This window comes from Chryseobacterium sp. GW821-FHT04C04, from assembly GCF_059420365.1.
Genome location: NZ_JBWKTO010000003.1, coordinates 562,764 through 578,433 on the forward strand (window position 1 = coordinate 562,764; position 15,670 = coordinate 578,433).

The window sequence follows — 15,670 nt, forward strand, 5'->3', positions numbered from 1 at the left end:
CAGGGCTCTTAGCTCAGTTGGTTCAGAGCATCTGGTTTACACCCAGAGGGTCGGGGGTTCGAATCCCTCAGGGCCCACAAAATCTCTCAGGAAACTGGGAGATTTTTTTTGTTTTAAAATTCTTCTAGTTCATTTTTGTATAATTACTTTTAAAACTTTAGTTTTAACTTTCAAACTATATAATCATGAAAAAAATTTTACTTCCATTACTAATCTGTTATGGTGTCACCTCAAATGCTCAAAAAAACAATACAGCATTAGCTGCTGGAGTTGCTGCCGCAGCAACCATTACTTTTATAGCCGCAAATATGGCTAAAAAAGAAACAGCCAAAACCATTTCACAGTTTAGATCTAAAGAATTTATTATTAATCGTATTATTGGTGATGCGGGTAATAAAGAAATTAAGTTTGAGACAGAAAGCCTAGCTTCTGATGATAGTGGGGGACTTATTTCTGTTGCATTTAATTGTGATGAAATCAATGAAAGAGGTCTATTACTTGCATTTTTTGGTGAAAATCGGGATGAAAATGGATACTTTGGGAATGCATATGCATTTAGATATTTACCTATAGAAGAAGCTAAGAGCGTATTAGAGAGGTTAGAAAAGGTAAGAGAGAGTAACTCTAAGTACTTGTCCGAATCATCAAATGTAAATAATGTTTTTGTACAACATAAAGATTTAAAATTTGTATTCTATAGAGAAAACGGTAATCAAATTAGAGTATTCTGGAATGGATTTGAAGTAATTTGGGAACAAACCGCTTTTGATAGAACAAAAAGAAGGCTTAATAAGTGGTTCAACAAATAACACACTCCAATTTAAAGATTTTCTCGATTTTTTGAGGAATTCTATATTTTAATAATTCCAAAGTTCTACAATAAGACCTTTTCCTTTATATTTATTTACCTTTGTCTGCATTTGAATCGCTCACGTGAAGGAACTCCATATCATATCATTCAACTATCCTTACCCTCCTTCTTATGGTGGAATTATTGATGTTTATTATAAGATCAAGAGTTTACATGATCTGAAAGTAAAGATTTATCTTCACTGTTTTGTAGACCAGATTCCCGAAACGATTGATCCGGAAATTAAAGAGATTACCGAAAATGTATTTTTTTATAAAAAGAAAAAGAATCCTTTCCTTTATTTTTCAGGAACACCGTTTGCCGCTGCCATCAGAGATTCCCAAACCCTTCTTCAAAATCTTGAAAAGATAAAGGCTCCGATCTTATTCGAAGGCTTGCAGACAACCCGGATCATCCGGTTTCTGAAAAGTAACAAAACCCCACTCTATCTCCGCCATCACAACAACGAAACAGAATATTATAAAGGTCTTTCTTTGTCGGAAAAAAACATATTCAAAAAGATTGTGTATAAAATTGAATCTTTAAAATACACAGGATATCAAAAAAAGCTTCTCAAGAGATTTAAAACCGTATTCTGCCTGTCTGAAAAGGAATATAATGAAGTCAATAACTATTCGAAAAACGCGCAGCTTATTCATATTTTCCACGGCAATCCATCGGTAAAACAATTGGACAAAAAAGGAAATTATTTTCTTTTCCATGGAGATCTCACTACCGCCGATAATAAAAAGGCACTGAATGAGACTATAGATTTATTTAAAACCCTTCCCCAATATAAGCTGGTTGTCGCATCCGACCGTGCCAGTGAAGATATAAAGAAGAAAATTTCAGCCGTTGAGAACATCAGCCTCACTCCTATTCAAACTACTGAAAACCTTCATTATCTTCTGGAAAATGCTCACGCAAACATTCTGTTTTCTTATCAAAATTCCGGAACCAAAGTGAAGCTTTTTAACACCCTTTACAACAGCCGGTTTGTTATTATTAATGGAAATATCACAGATGATCCTACCCTGATGAGTTTGTGCCTTTATGGTGCTAATATGGCCGAAATTCGCCAACAAATCATCACTTCAGCTGAAAAAAACTATGATACCGCCAGAAACAGGAAAGAGGTTCTGGAAAAAAGACATTCAGATCATTCCAAAGCCGAAGAAATGGTAAAAATTATTTTTAAAAATTAACCCTATTTATGACTTTCTGGATATTAAACTCTTCCAGGCAGGCCCAGTCGCCTCTGTAACATTCTTTGTCCCCAAAAACAGAACATGGTCTGCAGGTAAGATCCTTTACCTGAACAACATCTTCTTCACTCTGCCCGAATCCTAAAAATCCGGCATAAGGATGGGTGGCTCCCCAAATAGAAACACATCTGGTTCCCACAAGACTTGCAAGGTGCATATTGGCAGAATCCATAGAAATCATCAGCTCTAGTTGAGCGATTTGGTTGAGTTCTTCAGTAAGATTTAGCTTTCCGGAAAGGTTTTTTGTATTAGGAATTTCAGCTTCCCATTGGTCAAGGGTCTCCGTTTCTTTTTTACCACCCCCAAAGAAATATATGGTATGTTTCTTTGCCAGAATCCTGACCAGCTCATATGATTTGTCTAAAGGAAGCATCTTCCCTCTATGTTGGGCAAAAGGAGCAAAGCCAATCCCTGATTTATTCTCTGAAATAGGCTTTAATGAATGTGAAAGCTCAACTTTGAATCCCATTTTACGAAATACATCAGCATAGCGTTCCACTGTTTTTTTCAGCTGTACTTTATCAAGATTCCACACATCTGTAAGATGTTCTTTCTCCTCTTTTCCTTTATCTATTTTGAAAACTTTAAGTCCTTTCCTTCTGTATATTCTATCTAAAATTTTGGTACGGATTACATCATGAAGATTGGCAACACAGTCGGGATTAAACTCCCGGATCAGTTCATTGCTCAGTTTTCGCAATCCGAAGAAACCTTTGTAGTCATCCAGATCAATTCCTTTAAAGATAACATTGGGAATTCCGGCAAATAAGGCTTCAAAGTTCTTCCTTGAAACCATAATAATTTCCACACCGGGGTTCTGCTCCAGAAATTCTCTGAAAACAGGCGCAGTCATCGCAACATCTCCGAATGCGGAAAAACGATATGCTAAAATTCTAGTCACGGTTATGATTTCAGTTGATAAGCAACAGCATAAAATTTGATTTGCTTGGTCATTGCCATCAATCCATTCGCTCTCGATGGCGAAAGAAATTCCTGCAATCCTATTTCTGCAATAAATTCAAAATCAGAATCCAGTATTTCCTGAGTGGAATGGCCACTGTAAATACTGACTAAAAGAGACACGATTCCTTTTGGTAAAATACCATCAGAATCTGCATTAAAGAAAAGTTTACCTTCTTTATATTCAGCATCTATCCAAACTTTACTTTGACAGCCTTTAATCAGATTGTCTTCGGTTTTCCTGTCTTCCGGTAAGCCTTTCAGTTCTTTTCCAAGATCAATAATGTACTCATACTTTTGCTCCCAATCCTCAAGAAATGCGAATTCATCGATTATTTCCTGCTGTTTTTCTTTAATGGTCATTTTAAATCAAATTTCTTTATGCAAAGATAACCAATTTTGTAAAAATTATTTAAGGGATGCTTTTTCAAAAAGTTGCAGAATTTTCAATTCCTCATTTTCCCAGCAAAATACGTCTGCAGCTTTATTAAGTTCACTCTGATAATGCAGTCTTCCTCTTTCCAGAACCAAATTAATTGCCTTCACAATAGTTTCAGACTGATGATCTGTAATGATCTCCCCTACATCAAACTGATTTTTGATTCGCTGCATCTCAGGAAAATTAATCATTACAAGCGGTACTCTGGATTGAATATAATCACAAACCTTATTAGGAAGAGAATAATAATAGCTTACCCCATTATTTTCCTCAAGACTGAAACCCGCATCTGCAGTTTTAGTTATTTCTCTGAGATTTTCCGGTTTCAGCTTACCCAGAAAGAAGACTTTGTCTTGCAGTTTTTCATGAGTAACCAATTCTTCATATGTTTTCTTCTTCGGCCCATCCCCTGCGATTTTCAGAACAGCATCTTTAATATGATGCATCGCCACAATCATCTTTTCAATTCCCCGGGACTGATTGATTGCTCCCTGATACAGGATTATTTTAGGCTGATTTTTTGGAATCTCAGGCACAGAAAGAATTTTTCTCGGAATATTTCTTACTACAACAGGATTCACGTTGTATTTTTCGTGGAACCATTCGGCGTAGCTTTCGCTTTCTGTCATCATGAATTCTATTTGAGGAACCAGTTTCCTTTCCAGTACTCTCCAGAATTTCTGTGAAAACCTGTTTTGGACCGATGGCATTTCTGTAAAAATTTCATGACTGTCAAAGACCAAAGGGATATTCAGTTTTTTGGCAATGAGATAATTTGGCAGAAGTGCATCTATGTCATTGGCATGAAGGATCGTATCTTTGTCAGCTTTTTTCTTTAGCTCCTTATACAGCTTCCAATTAAATTCAAAATAGGCAGTCTTTAGACTTTTTGATGTCAATTTTATTCTGGAAAAAGGATAAGGGCGCTCCATTTTCTCATTTCCCTCCCAGTCATTTCCTATAAGTTCTATTGGATATCCGTTATCAAAAAGGGTTTTACACACTTTTTCTATTCGCTGGTCGGTATACAGGCTGCTAAAAGCTGAAGTGATTACTTTTTTCCTCATTCCTTTTTCTTGCCTAGTATTAAATGATAGATCTGGATTAGGCAGATCAATCCGTTTGGAATGATAACCGGCCATAACGGCCCACTAAAAAAGCCATAAATGACAAAACAAAAACAGCCAATCATGTTGACAATTCTAATTTTTCTTACATCTTTCAGTATGAAACTCAGTACGATAAAAACTGAGGCAGAATATCCGATATAAGTAGTAGATTCGGGGCTCATGAGAAATTTTTAAGGATAACAAACTTAATCATTTTCAATAAGATAATAAAATTTTTTACTGCCATAAAGTCATTAATTGATTTTTGGTAAAATATTTGTAATTTAGATAATGAATAAATGGCAACGTTGCCATTATTCTAATGAGATATATTATGGATTATAAGTTTTCACAAGGTTTGAGCCAAGTGTTCAAACAAAGCAAAAGCGAAGCTAAACGGCTGAAAAGTGAATTTCTTAATACAGAACATCTACTTTTAGGTATTATAAAAACGGAAAACTCTGCAAAAGAAATCCTTCAAAACCTTAATGCGGATTTAACACAAATCAGAAGAAAAATTGAAACTTTAAATACAGCAAGTCTTAATCCTATTTCTGAAGAGGTTACCAATATTTCTTTCACCAAGATGGCGGATCATGCCATCAAACGTGCAGAGTTAGAATGCCGACAATATAAAAGCAATGAAATTAATACCGTTCACCTGCTTTTAGGTATTCTTTATAAATATGAGGACCCTACTTCAAATATTCTGGGAGCTTACGACATCGATTATGAAGGAGTTTCAAGAGAATACCAGACGATGCTTAAAAATTCAGGGCAGTCACCACAGATGAGTGCTTATGATGACGATGATGAAAGAGAAGAATTTGAGCAAATGAGAAAGCCTACAGGAAACTTAGGTTCTGCAAAAAGTAAAACCCCTACATTGGATAACTTTGGTAGAGACCTTACTTCTTTGGCCAGAGACGGAAAACTGGATCCAGTAATCGGACGTGAAAAAGAAATTGAGCGAGTTTCTCAGATCTTATCCCGTAGAAAGAAAAACAATCCGCTTCTTATCGGGGAGCCGGGTGTTGGTAAATCTGCGATTGCGGAGGGATTAGCATTAAGAATTCAACAGAAAAAAGTATCCAGAGTTCTTTACGGAAAACGTGTGATCACTTTAGATCTGGCAAGTTTAGTGGCCGGAACAAAATATCGTGGTCAGTTTGAGGAAAGAATGAAGGCCATCATGACGGAACTGGAGAAAAACAGAGATGTCATTTTATTTATTGATGAACTTCATACGATTGTAGGAGCAGGAAGTTCTACCGGAAGTTTAGATGCTTCCAATATGTTCAAGCCGGCTTTAGCAAGAGGCGAAATTCAATGCATCGGGGCAACTACCCTGGACGAATACCGCCAGTATATTGAAAAGGATGGTGCTTTAGAAAGAAGATTCCAAAAAGTAATGGTAGAACCTACCAATATTGAGGAAACTATTCAGATTTTGAATCAAATCAAGGATAAATATGAGGAACATCATAATGTAATTTATACTCCTGAAGCAATTTTGGCGTGTGTCAATTTGACATCAAGATATATTACAGATCGTTTCTTACCGGACAAAGCAATTGATGCGATGGACGAAGCAGGATCTCGTGTTTATATTAAGAATATGAAAGTTCCTACAGAGATCATTGATTTTGAAAAGAAAATCGAGGATATCAAAGAAATGAAGCAGAAAGCTGTAAAAGCCCAGGATTATCTTGAAGCCAGAAAGCTTAAAGATGAAGAGGAACGTCTTCAGATGGAACTGAATTCTGCTCAGGAAAAATGGGATAAGGATGTAAAAGAGAAAAAAGAAACCGTAACGGAAGAAAATGTAGCGGAAGTGGTTTCTATGATGAGTGGTGTTCCGGTAACGAAAGTTGGTAAGAACGAGCTTGACAAACTTGCCCAGATGGACGAAAAGCTGAATGGAAAAGTGATTGGTCAGGAAGATGCTGTGAAAAAAGTCGTTAAGGCTATTCAAAGAAACAGAGCAGGTCTTAAAGATCCGAACCGCCCGATTGGTACATTTATTTTCCTTGGAACAACCGGGGTTGGTAAGACAGAATTGGCTAAAGTAATGGCGAGAGAGCTTTTTGAATCCGATGAATCTCTGATCAGAATTGACATGAGTGAATACATGGAGAAATTTGCTGTTTCAAGATTAGTTGGTGCGCCTCCGGGATATGTAGGATACGAAGAAGGTGGCCAGTTGACAGAAGCGGTAAGAAGAAAGCCTTATGCTGTAGTTCTTCTGGATGAGATTGAAAAAGCCCACCCTGACGTCTTCAATATTCTGTTGCAGATCCTTGATGAAGGACACGTTACAGACAGCTTAGGAAGAAAAATTGATTTTAGAAATACGATCATTATTCTAACTTCAAACATCGGAACAAGAGATCTTAAAGATTTTGGAGATGGTGTAGGATTTGGAACCTCAGCTAAAAAGACCAGTTCAGATACCAGAGCGAGAAGCACCATTGAAAGTGCCCTTAAGAAAGCATTTGCTCCTGAATTCTTGAACAGAATTGATGATATTGTAATCTTCAACTCTCTTGTACAGGATGATATCAAGAAAATCATTGATATTGAACTGAACAAGCTTTATGGCAGACTTGAAAAATTAGGATATAAAGTTGATCTTACTGAAGAGGCTAAAGACTTTATTTCTGAAAAAGGATGGGATAAAGATTTTGGGGCAAGACCATTGAAACGTGCGATCCAGAAATATATTGAAGACTTATTGGCAGAAATGCTGGTAAACAAGCAATTGAATGAAGGAGAAACCGTAGTTCTTGACCTGAATGAAGCAAAAGACGGACTGATTGGAAAAGCGCAGAAAACGAAAAAATCAGCGGCAGAGAAGTCTTCTCAATCTTAATTAAATAAATAATTTAATTTTCATAGAAAAGCCCAGGGAAATTTCCCTGGGCTTTTTGTTTTTATACATTTTTTGCTGAAGCCAATGGCATTTTGAACATTGTACTGAACAGATCAAAACCCACTCCTATTAATTAAATTATAAGATTAAAGTCCCACTACAAAACCGATATTAGGAACCAGACCGCTTGAAAACACACTGGAATTTTGTTTCCAAAGTACATTATACATCAACCCCAGCTGCATAAAAGAATTATTCCCGATCCTCTGCATATACCCTCCTCCAAGAAACAGGGCATTTTCTTCTGTATTGTATTTATAATCGAAATATTTATCCTTATAATCAACAAAATAGTGCTGATAGTTTGCTCCCACATAAAATGATCTGGCGAAATAGTAATTCATAAATGGTCCCACTCCAAACATGGTAGATTTATAATAATCTGATGTCTGCCACGAAACAGTTCCTATTACTCCACCTTCAAGATCATTGGTAAGCCTGTATCCTACTCTGGGTGAAGCCGACAAATTAAAAGCGCTATTGCTTCCGAACCCCACTCCAATTCCCCCACCGAAAGTCCATTTGCTGCCTTCCTGTGTTGGTGTACCCACAGAAACCTGGGAAAAGACGGACCCTGAGCCCATCAGCATTAGAGAAATAATAAGCTTTTTCATATATAGATATTTTGTTTTTGTAATATTCTTTGCTTTCTCCACTTATTCTGGTGGATGATAGTGGTGGTTACGATTAACATCGTTTTTATCAATGTTTAAAATTATGGTTTTTTTACGAATGTTTTTAATTGTATTTTTGCCGCATCAAACTAAGAACTCCCGTTAAGAGTTTCGTAAAATTGAAATACAATGAAAATAGTAGTAGGCCTCTCTGGAGGTGTAGATTCCAGTGTTACAGCATATTTGCTACAACAACAAGGTCATGAAGTAGTGGCTTTGTTTATGAGAAACTGGAATGATGCTTCGGTAACATTAGAAGATGAATGTCCGTGGATCGAAGACAGTAATGATGCCCTTATGGTCGCTCAAAAACTGGGCATCCCGTTTCAGGTAATAGACATGAGTGAACTGTACAAGGAACGTATCGTTGACTATATGTTTGCTGAATATCAAAAGGGAAGAACGCCAAACCCGGATGTATTGTGTAACAGAGAAGTAAAATTTGATGTTTTTATGAAAACCGCAATGTCATTGGGCGCGGATAAGGTGGCAACAGGACATTATGCAAGAGTAAATTCTACTTTTGATGAAAATGGGAAAGAAATTTTCCACCTTCTGGCAGGGAAAGACAACAATAAAGATCAGTCTTATTTTCTATGCCAGCTAAGCCAGGATCAGCTTTCAAAAGCTTTATTCCCAATTGGAGAATTGACAAAACCTCAGGTAAGAGAAATCGCTAAAGAAATTGGATTGGTAACTGCTGATAAAAAAGATTCTCAAGGACTATGCTTTATCGGAAAAGTAAGCCTTCCTCAATTTCTTCAACAGCAACTGAAACCCAATGAAGGTGAAATTGTAGAAATTTTCAAAGATTCACCTCTGTTTTCCGAAGAAAAACCTGAATTTTCATCTAAAGAGGAGGAGCTTGAATTTTTATCTAGAAAAATCAATTATAAAAAAGCTGACGGAAAAGTAATCGGGAAACATCAGGGAGCCCAATTTTTCACGATCGGACAAAGTAGAGGTCTTGGAATAGGCGGCCATAAAGAAAGCTGCTTTATCATCTCAAGAGAAATGGAAAACAACATCATTTTTGTAGGAGAGGGAAGCCATTTCCCTGGACTTCACAAAAAAGCCCTGAAAATTGATAATTCTGAGCTGCATTGGGTACGTGAAGACATGAAGCTTCAAAACGGAGAGTCTATGGAGGTACTGGCCAGGTTCAGATACAGACAATCTTTGCAGAAAGCAACCATTTATCAGTTTGAAAATGCTTTTTATATTGAATTTGATGAGTTGCAGTCTGCCATTGCTGAAGGACAATTTGCTTCATGGTATATCGATGATGAGCTGATCGGAAGCGGGGTGATTGCATAAAAAGGTTGGGAATTCAATTTGCGGGATTACACGGCCTAAGGTTGTCTTTTTAAAAGAAAATAATTTTTTTGAAATTTTCTGTAACGTTTTTTAAGTTGTCATACTTACTGAGTAAATAACAATAAAAAAAGTACTATGAAAACAACAACAAAAAACCAGTATGCCTATGCAAACAATATCCTGATCTCAATCGTATCCGCTGTTTTTGGATATAACCTTTATCAGGCCATTGTACATCCGGAAAATTCAAATATTGGTATAAGCCTTATTTTGATAGTTCTAATCTCAATTATGGTTCGTAAGTATGGTTACCAACCGACACAGGAAAAAAAGAAAGATATTTAATATCAAAAACTCATTATAAAACCCGGGACATTTTTGTTTCGGGTTTATTTTTTATTCCTATTTACTTGATCTTTTTATTGACATGAGTCAACATAAAAAACACGGTGACAATACATTCTCCTATTAAAATCATGACCAGAAATCCGACAGGCTTTCCTAATAGCATTCCTCTTATCAGTTTTATAATTCCCAATAAAAAAATAAGACCTGCAAAATAAAATGTTGTTTTCGGAATTGTTTCTGTCAGAGAATTTATCATAAAAACAGAAGCATAAAATCCAAGAAGCAGGATGATATAAAACTTCAGGAAATCTGGTCCTTTAAGAGTAAAAGGATTAAAGGTCTGGCATGTTGCAAAAAGCCATATAAAGCTTATCACAACCGGAACTAAATGAATGATTATTTTTTTCATAATTATTCGTTTTTTATCCCCCGCAGCCTCCACATCCACCACCACAACCTCCTCCACAGCTGCCACCTCCACTGCAACCCGAGCTGCCGCTACAACTTCCTCCTCCATCAGGGTTTTGCTTATCCTTTTTACCAAGATCAGAAGTCTCCTGATCTCCCATTATTGATGTCATAGCTCCCAGGATAAAAATAATCGCAAATACTACAGCTGTGATCAGCAATCCTGTAAACCCGGTTCCTTCTGTACAGGAATACAGCAGAAGTAAAATAAAGATCGGAGCAAAAAAAGCCATTCTTTTTATCCAGGACTGCAATTTGGATTTTTTCTTCAGTTCTTTCCAGATCTCTTCAGGTGCTTCCTGTTGAAATACCTTCCGATACTGTACCAACGTATCTTCAAACCAGTTCTGATGTTTTGTTTTCTCCGCAGTCCCTCCTTTAGAAGGATGATGGTGAAGTGATCTCTTTAAAATATGGGGACAAAATTCTTCCCAATAATTCTGGGTATAAATAAGGTGCATATGCCATACCTTATCCACCGTTTCGCTTGGTGAAGCTCCATTAGGAAGGATACAGCAGAGATAGACAAACTTTTTATATTCTTCTATCGCTTTCTTCGCGAAATCCAGACTCCAGCGTTCTTCTTTTGCCAGTTTTTTTGAAAACGGAAATGCAGCATCTGCTTTATCAATGGAAAAGTCTGAGATTCTTTGCCATAAATCATGATCTGTTACTAATTTATTCGTATTCATTTTGTGATTATTTAATTGTTTTTTTTATTGATCGTTTTTAATCTTTATGTCTCCATATACGTATTGCTCTTTATAATTTAATTGGTGTCTTTAAAATATTTAAATCTCTTTTTTAGGCTTGATTATGTTGGGTTTTAAATCATTAAACTTATTACTGAGGAGAATCTAATGCTTAATCCTGAGTCGTATCATCAAAGTTTCTCTTTTCCACTTTTTTCACCGGCTTTTTGGCATCTATCTGCTCTAAAAGCTTTAGACCCAGCAAGCCGCTAATTCCCCCGTTTGCAGAGTCTCCTCCTCCGATGAGAATATCTGGCATTATCTTAACATTTTGATTGGCAACAGATTCCATTACTTTGAGTTGGGTAAAGTTGTCTTCTCCCATTGCGTCTACCGACAGCTTATAGGCTTCCGCATTGGATTTACCGATGGCTAGGATTTTTTCAGCTTCCGCATTCCCTATTAAAGAGATCTGTTCGGCATTGGCTTTGGCAAGCAATCTTGTTTTTTCTGCTTCCCCATTGGCTTTTTTCACAGCTGCTGCGGCAACACGCTCTGCAATCAATACTCCCTGATCCGCTGTTACTATTTCTTTTTGGATATCTGCAACTGCGGTTTCCTTTTCAAGGCTTTGGCGGGTTTCCTGTGCCAGTTTCTGGACCTCGAATGTTGTCTTTTGTTCTTCAGCGATCTTTCTGTCTGTGAGAGTTTTCATTAGTGTTTCAGGAGGAACAATATCTCCAATCAGCGTATCTACTGCAGAAACGTTATACTGCTCCAATACATTGCTGATATGCTCTCTTGCCGATTGCTGGCGTTCTTTTCGGCTTCCAAGGAAAGCAATGACATCGCTGTCCTGAGCAGAATTTCTGAAGTAATTTCCAATGGTAGGTTCTAAAACCTGCCCTACCAGATTCATCATATTCCCGAAGCGGGCAATGACTTTTGGAGCTTCATTGGATGGAATGTGAATGATCTGGGAAACATCAAGATTGAACGGGAAGCCGTCTTTACTTCGTACCGTGATTGTTGAAAGATTTTTATCCAGCTGATGGGATTCACTTCTTGCTGAGGCCCAGTTCAATACAAGGTTTGTCGTAGGAACCAGCTCTGTCTTCATAATGTATGGGTTGACAGGATATTTACCCGGCCCTAGTGCTTCCCCCCAGACTCCCTTGCAGCCTTTTTCGACAATATTTCCATGCTTAAATTCTATTCCGCTTAGATCTTTCCCTTCACTTCCTACATAACTTATAACAACTCCTACGGAACCTATTGGAATTTCAGTCATTTTTACCATTTCCAGGATAACAAACCAAGGGTTTAAAAAATAAGAGCCGGCTAAAATAACCTGCTCCTGCAATCCTTTGTAGCCTCCATTATTCAAAAAAGAATCTACATCCTGAAACTTATTATGTTCTTCCACTATTTTCCCAGCGATTTTGCCTTCTTCCAAAGGTCTTCCTTCTAAAGTAGTAATAACTCCGACTGCGTTATCTGGAATCTGCGTCATATCCGTTAATGAAACTTCAAATAATAACGTATTTATCCGGTATGATCCTGGTGCAATGACTGCGGTCTGCCTTCCCTTTCTTCCTCCGGTTTTCAGAAAAGCTTCTGCGTCTTGAAAGGAATCGCATTCTACTTTTCTTGCCAGAATTCTTCCTGTTTCCAACTCTTTTCCGTCTCTCGCTAAAATTAAACCGATTTTTCCCGTTGGAATAATTGTAAAAGGCTGAAAGTGGATAGAATACTGCCATATCCATTTCCAAAAGTAGATCCCCGGAGCTAGGGTCTGGGCCTGAAATCCAGCTTCCCCGTTTGTAGCTATAATTCTGCCCTCCGGTAATTCCTGTTTTCCAATTAATACAAATTTCTTAGTGACCAGTCCTATCTTATCTTCGGGAATAATGACCAAGCCGAAGAATACTCGTAAAATGAATTTATAAAATAAGAAGCTTCCAATAATAACAACTGCTGGTATCAACCAAGCCGATTGTAAAATGTTTTCTATTTCCATGATGTTTATTTTGTTTGTATTCAAATATCATTGGATTTTAAAATATAAAAGTCTTGCAGTAGTATTTTTTAGTCTGATAAAAACCTTAAATTAGTCTTATAAAATAAAGCCCATGAAAAAGGATGATATTCTGCATCTTGAGAAACTCATGAATTTCTTAAGCCGGCAATTTTTAAAGAAAAACCATTGGGAAGATGTTACGAAAACTGAATGGTCTTATGTCTGTTCCGAACTGAATGACCTCATTATCAATGATCTTTCAGAAAAAGGAATAAAAAAAGATCCTGATCTTCTGGGAACCAATTACCTTTATGAACACCTGATCATTAATAAACTGAAAAAATTCAGGCAGAATGAAAACGCGGTTCTGAGCAGGCCCAATCTTGCCAAACTAAGCCAGATTGTCAAAGTTTTGGGGTATTCCAATTATATAGATTTCATTAATTCTAATACGGAATCATTCAATTTCAATGATCTCAGAATTGATATGAATAATATAAACCAGAATACCGCTCTTTTAGACCGTTTAGTGGGCTGCTGGTATTCTTACAACAGAAACCTGCCCGACAACCCTTTGCTGGCAAAAGAAGACCGGATATGGCGTTCTGCTATGGAAATTTATAAGTCTGAAACAACCGGAGAATATTTTATTGAAAGAAGCGGTGGCGACCAGCATAAGTATTTTGGGAAGGTAACGGCATATTCCGATTATGTTTTTATCATCATGAACAGCAATACTTTTATCCGTCAGAGACATTTTATTTCAAGAATAAAAGACATTAAAGAAAAACTTAAGAACCCAGACTATAAACTCCACGAAATCCACTTCATAAGCACCTGTATAAGTTTCAATCAGGAGCCGATTGCCCTGTTTGAAATCTTCCGAAAAGCAGACAGAAAAAACTTTATTTCTGATTCTATAAGCTTCCCGATCGACAGTGACGAAATTCCTGAATCTATCATTAAACAGCTTGAAGACACTGAATCTAACAGGATAGATTACAGATAATTAATAATTAAAAAAGGGCCATAGCATTTTGAAAATTGCTGTACCGGATTTCAAACTGTCGTATCACTGGACAAATAACAATAAGAAACATCATGATCAATTCATATATACACCACCCCGGAGCAAAACTGCTCCGGGGATTACGCTATTTCTTCTATGCCTTGAATATATTTAACCTTTAAAAATCAACACATTACAGCAATATTTCTCTAAATTGAAAGTTCTAATTATGAATCCTCAATTATCTTGCTATGGAATATTATGAATTGTATGAAGTTTTGAAAAGTCATTTTGATTCCGGAAAAGCGATGATTGAAATAAAGGAATTGAATGTTAGCATTGAATCAATTTCTTTTGAGTCCAAGGCTTCTGAGCTCCTTTATGGTTCGGAACATCAACGTTGCAGCCAACATAATGAACAACTGAAAATCAATGAAAAAGAGCACCATCTTCATGATCACCCAGCTGTAGACATCAACGATTTTGATATTGAATGCAATAAAAGATTTGAATATTATATCCTTAAGAGATCTGATGTGGAAACAGCGAAAGGATGTATTTTTTTCTTCCATGGTTTGAATGAGAAGAAATGGGACAAATATTTACCCTGGGCCTATGAACTGGCACAAAAAACACATAAAGCCATTATCCTCTTTCCCATAGCCTTTCACATGGACCGTGCAGAACCGATCTGGAGTAACCGTCATGATATGATGGAGGTAGTAAGTTTTAGAAAGAAAAAATTTCCGGAAAATACGAATTACTCTTATGTGAATGCCGCGATAAGTTCCAGGCTGGAAGCTCATCCTCAGAGAATTTTTTGGTCCGGGCTTCAGACTTACTCGGATATTACGGAGGTGGTAAAAGATATTAAAAACAATAAAATCGGGAGTATTTCTCCTGATGCAGATCTGGATTTATTTGGATATTCTATAGGGTCTTTCCTTTCTCTGATCATCAAAATGGCTGACCCCGGTCATTATTTCACCCAATCCAAAGTTTTCTGTTTTTGTGGAGGAATGACGATAGACCGGATGTTTCCGATATCCAAATACATTATGGACACACAGGCCACGATTAAAATGCAGTCAGTCTTTACCGAGCTTCTCAGCTCAGATTTCAAATCAGATACCCGTCTGAAACATTATCAGAATGAAGGTTTACATCCTCAGGAAAGCTGGTTCAAAAAGATGCTCCGTTATAATTATTTTCAAAAGGAAAGGGAAGAAAGAATGCATGAAATCCAGTCTCAGATAAAAGCATATGTCTTAGAAAAAGATAGTGTTGCTCCTCCGATGGAAGCTTTAAATACTTTACAGGGAGGCTACCGGAATATTAATGTTGATGTTGAAATTAAAGATTTTCCGTATGAATATTCCCATATGGTTCCATTTCCTTTGGCACATAAGCACAAAAAAGAGGTTACAGAAGCCTTTCATCAGTTTATAAAATCTGCCAGCGATTTTTATAATTCTTAGTTACTATTTATAAAAAAGAGACAGAAATAGTTTAAAAATCAATAATATAAGATCCATGGTGTTTGTTTTTTGAGTGATGAGGATGGATAATACAAGATCTTCCTACTTT

Annotated in this window: 15 protein-coding genes and 1 tRNA gene; 8 read left to right on the forward strand and 8 right to left on the reverse strand. The window is 36.8% G+C overall.

Translation table 11 applies throughout. The features are described 5' to 3' along the window. Positions 1 to 2: 2 nt before the first annotated feature. From AC07UM_RS12435 to AC07UM_RS12445, 3 genes are all read left to right on the forward strand, one after another. Positions 3 to 77: transfer RNA gene (locus AC07UM_RS12435), tRNA-Val, on the forward strand. A 108-nt stretch (positions 78 to 185) separates the two neighbouring features. Beyond that, a complete protein-coding gene (locus AC07UM_RS12440; RefSeq protein ID WP_494683216.1) occupies positions 186 to 809 on the forward strand; it encodes a hypothetical protein in 624 nt (207 codons plus the stop codon). Positions 810 to 933: 124 nt separating this feature from the next. Then, positions 934 to 2,055, forward strand: coding sequence for a hypothetical protein (locus tag AC07UM_RS12445; RefSeq protein WP_494683215.1), 1,122 nt, complete (start codon positions 934 to 936; stop codon positions 2,053 to 2,055). Here AC07UM_RS12445 and AC07UM_RS12450 read toward each other — a convergent pair. Genes AC07UM_RS12450 through AC07UM_RS12465 form a run of 4 tightly spaced genes read right to left on the reverse strand, consistent with a single transcriptional unit; the run spans position 2,045 to position 4,805 of the window. Beyond that, positions 2,045 to 2,968: a glycosyltransferase family 9 protein gene (locus AC07UM_RS12450; protein WP_494683628.1), complete on the reverse strand. Its 924-nt coding sequence runs from the start codon at positions 2,966 to 2,968 to the stop codon at positions 2,045 to 2,047. The genes AC07UM_RS12445 and AC07UM_RS12450 overlap by 11 nt on opposite strands. Positions 2,969 to 3,018: 50 nt before the next feature. After that, positions 3,019 to 3,438, reverse strand: coding sequence for a SufE family protein (locus AC07UM_RS12455; protein ID WP_103231849.1), 420 nt, complete (start codon positions 3,436 to 3,438; stop codon positions 3,019 to 3,021). Between the two features lie 45 nt (positions 3,439 to 3,483). Next, positions 3,484 to 4,581 carry a glycosyltransferase gene (locus AC07UM_RS12460; RefSeq protein WP_494683214.1) on the reverse strand — a complete coding sequence of 366 codons (1,098 nt, stop codon included), beginning with the start codon at positions 4,579 to 4,581 and terminating at the stop codon, positions 3,484 to 3,486. Further along, on the reverse strand, positions 4,578 to 4,805 hold the full coding sequence (locus tag AC07UM_RS12465; protein WP_109737861.1) for a uroporphyrinogen decarboxylase: 228 nt from the start codon (positions 4,803 to 4,805) through the stop codon (positions 4,578 to 4,580). The genes AC07UM_RS12460 and AC07UM_RS12465 overlap by 4 nt, the downstream gene beginning before the upstream one ends. Positions 4,806 to 4,957: 152 nt before the next feature. On the opposite strand from AC07UM_RS12465, the gene AC07UM_RS12470 reads away from it, so the two are divergent. Continuing rightward, complete coding sequence (locus AC07UM_RS12470; RefSeq protein WP_124532892.1) at positions 4,958 to 7,495, forward strand: ATP-dependent Clp protease ATP-binding subunit; 2,538 nt, start codon at positions 4,958 to 4,960, stop codon at positions 7,493 to 7,495. Between the two features lie 146 nt (positions 7,496 to 7,641). Here AC07UM_RS12470 and AC07UM_RS12475 read toward each other — a convergent pair whose 3' ends face one another. Next, the gene (locus AC07UM_RS12475) at positions 7,642 to 8,169 is read right to left on the reverse strand and encodes a hypothetical protein (RefSeq protein ID WP_494683213.1); all 528 of its coding nucleotides are present in this window, start codon (positions 8,167 to 8,169) and stop codon (positions 7,642 to 7,644) included. 189 nt (positions 8,170 to 8,358) lie between these two features. Here AC07UM_RS12475 and mnmA point away from each other — a divergent pair, with 189 nt between their 5' ends. Then, positions 8,359 to 9,546, forward strand: a complete 1,188-nt coding sequence (mnmA, locus tag AC07UM_RS12480; RefSeq protein ID WP_494683212.1) for a tRNA 2-thiouridine(34) synthase MnmA — start codon at positions 8,359 to 8,361, stop codon at positions 9,544 to 9,546. Between the two features lie 135 nt (positions 9,547 to 9,681). Beyond that, positions 9,682 to 9,891 (forward strand): hypothetical protein, encoded by a 210-nt coding sequence (locus tag AC07UM_RS12485; RefSeq protein ID WP_494683211.1) that lies wholly within the window; start codon positions 9,682 to 9,684, stop codon positions 9,889 to 9,891. 61 nt (positions 9,892 to 9,952) lie between these two features. Here AC07UM_RS12485 and AC07UM_RS12490 read toward each other — a convergent pair whose 3' ends face one another. From AC07UM_RS12490 to AC07UM_RS12500, 3 genes are all read right to left on the reverse strand, one after another. Continuing rightward, entirely contained in the window at positions 9,953 to 10,303 is a 351-nt protein-coding gene (locus AC07UM_RS12490) for a hypothetical protein (RefSeq protein WP_494683210.1), read from the reverse strand. A 13-nt stretch (positions 10,304 to 10,316) separates the two neighbouring features. Then, positions 10,317 to 11,054 carry a glycine-rich domain-containing protein gene (locus tag AC07UM_RS12495; protein ID WP_494683209.1) on the reverse strand — a complete coding sequence of 246 codons (738 nt, stop codon included), beginning with the start codon at positions 11,052 to 11,054 and terminating at the stop codon, positions 10,317 to 10,319. Positions 11,055 to 11,226: 172 nt separating this feature from the next. Further along, the gene (locus tag AC07UM_RS12500; RefSeq protein WP_494683208.1) at positions 11,227 to 13,074 is read right to left on the reverse strand and encodes an SPFH domain-containing protein; all 1,848 of its coding nucleotides are present in this window, start codon (positions 13,072 to 13,074) and stop codon (positions 11,227 to 11,229) included. A 112-nt stretch (positions 13,075 to 13,186) separates the two neighbouring features. On the opposite strand from AC07UM_RS12500, the gene AC07UM_RS12505 reads away from it, so the two are divergent. Next, positions 13,187 to 14,083 (forward strand): hypothetical protein, encoded by an 897-nt coding sequence (locus AC07UM_RS12505; protein ID WP_494683207.1) that lies wholly within the window; start codon positions 13,187 to 13,189, stop codon positions 14,081 to 14,083. Positions 14,084 to 14,334: 251 nt separating this feature from the next. Beyond that, on the forward strand, positions 14,335 to 15,561 hold the full coding sequence (locus AC07UM_RS12510; protein WP_494683206.1) for a DUF6051 family protein: 1,227 nt from the start codon (positions 14,335 to 14,337) through the stop codon (positions 15,559 to 15,561). Positions 15,562 to 15,670 lie beyond the last annotated feature (109 nt).

Coding starts and splice junctions, on each gene's coding strand:
- AC07UM_RS12485 (WP_494683211.1), top strand. CDS start 9,682: ATGAAAACAACAACAAAAAACCAGTATGCCTATGCAAACAATATCCTG.
- AC07UM_RS12455 (WP_103231849.1), bottom strand. CDS start 3,438: ATGACCATTAAAGAAAAACAGCAGGAAATAATCGATGAATTCGCATTT.
- AC07UM_RS12505 (WP_494683207.1), top strand. CDS start 13,187: ATGAAAAAGGATGATATTCTGCATCTTGAGAAACTCATGAATTTCTTA.
- AC07UM_RS12495 (WP_494683209.1), bottom strand. CDS start 11,054: ATGAATACGAATAAATTAGTAACAGATCATGATTTATGGCAAAGAATC.
- AC07UM_RS12440 (WP_494683216.1), top strand. CDS start 186: ATGAAAAAAATTTTACTTCCATTACTAATCTGTTATGGTGTCACCTCA.
- mnmA (WP_494683212.1), top strand. CDS start 8,359: ATGAAAATAGTAGTAGGCCTCTCTGGAGGTGTAGATTCCAGTGTTACA.
- AC07UM_RS12500 (WP_494683208.1), bottom strand. CDS start 13,074: ATGGAAATAGAAAACATTTTACAATCGGCTTGGTTGATACCAGCAGTT.
- AC07UM_RS12510 (WP_494683206.1), top strand. CDS start 14,335: ATGGAATATTATGAATTGTATGAAGTTTTGAAAAGTCATTTTGATTCC.
- AC07UM_RS12460 (WP_494683214.1), bottom strand. CDS start 4,581: ATGAGGAAAAAAGTAATCACTTCAGCTTTTAGCAGCCTGTATACCGAC.
- AC07UM_RS12465 (WP_109737861.1), bottom strand. CDS start 4,805: ATGAGCCCCGAATCTACTACTTATATCGGATATTCTGCCTCAGTTTTT.
- AC07UM_RS12470 (WP_124532892.1), top strand. CDS start 4,958: ATGGATTATAAGTTTTCACAAGGTTTGAGCCAAGTGTTCAAACAAAGC.
- AC07UM_RS12450 (WP_494683628.1), bottom strand. CDS start 2,968: ATGACTGCGCCTGTTTTCAGAGAATTTCTGGAGCAGAACCCCGGTGTG.
- AC07UM_RS12475 (WP_494683213.1), bottom strand. CDS start 8,169: ATGAAAAAGCTTATTATTTCTCTAATGCTGATGGGCTCAGGGTCCGTC.
- AC07UM_RS12490 (WP_494683210.1), bottom strand. CDS start 10,303: ATGAAAAAAATAATCATTCATTTAGTTCCGGTTGTGATAAGCTTTATA.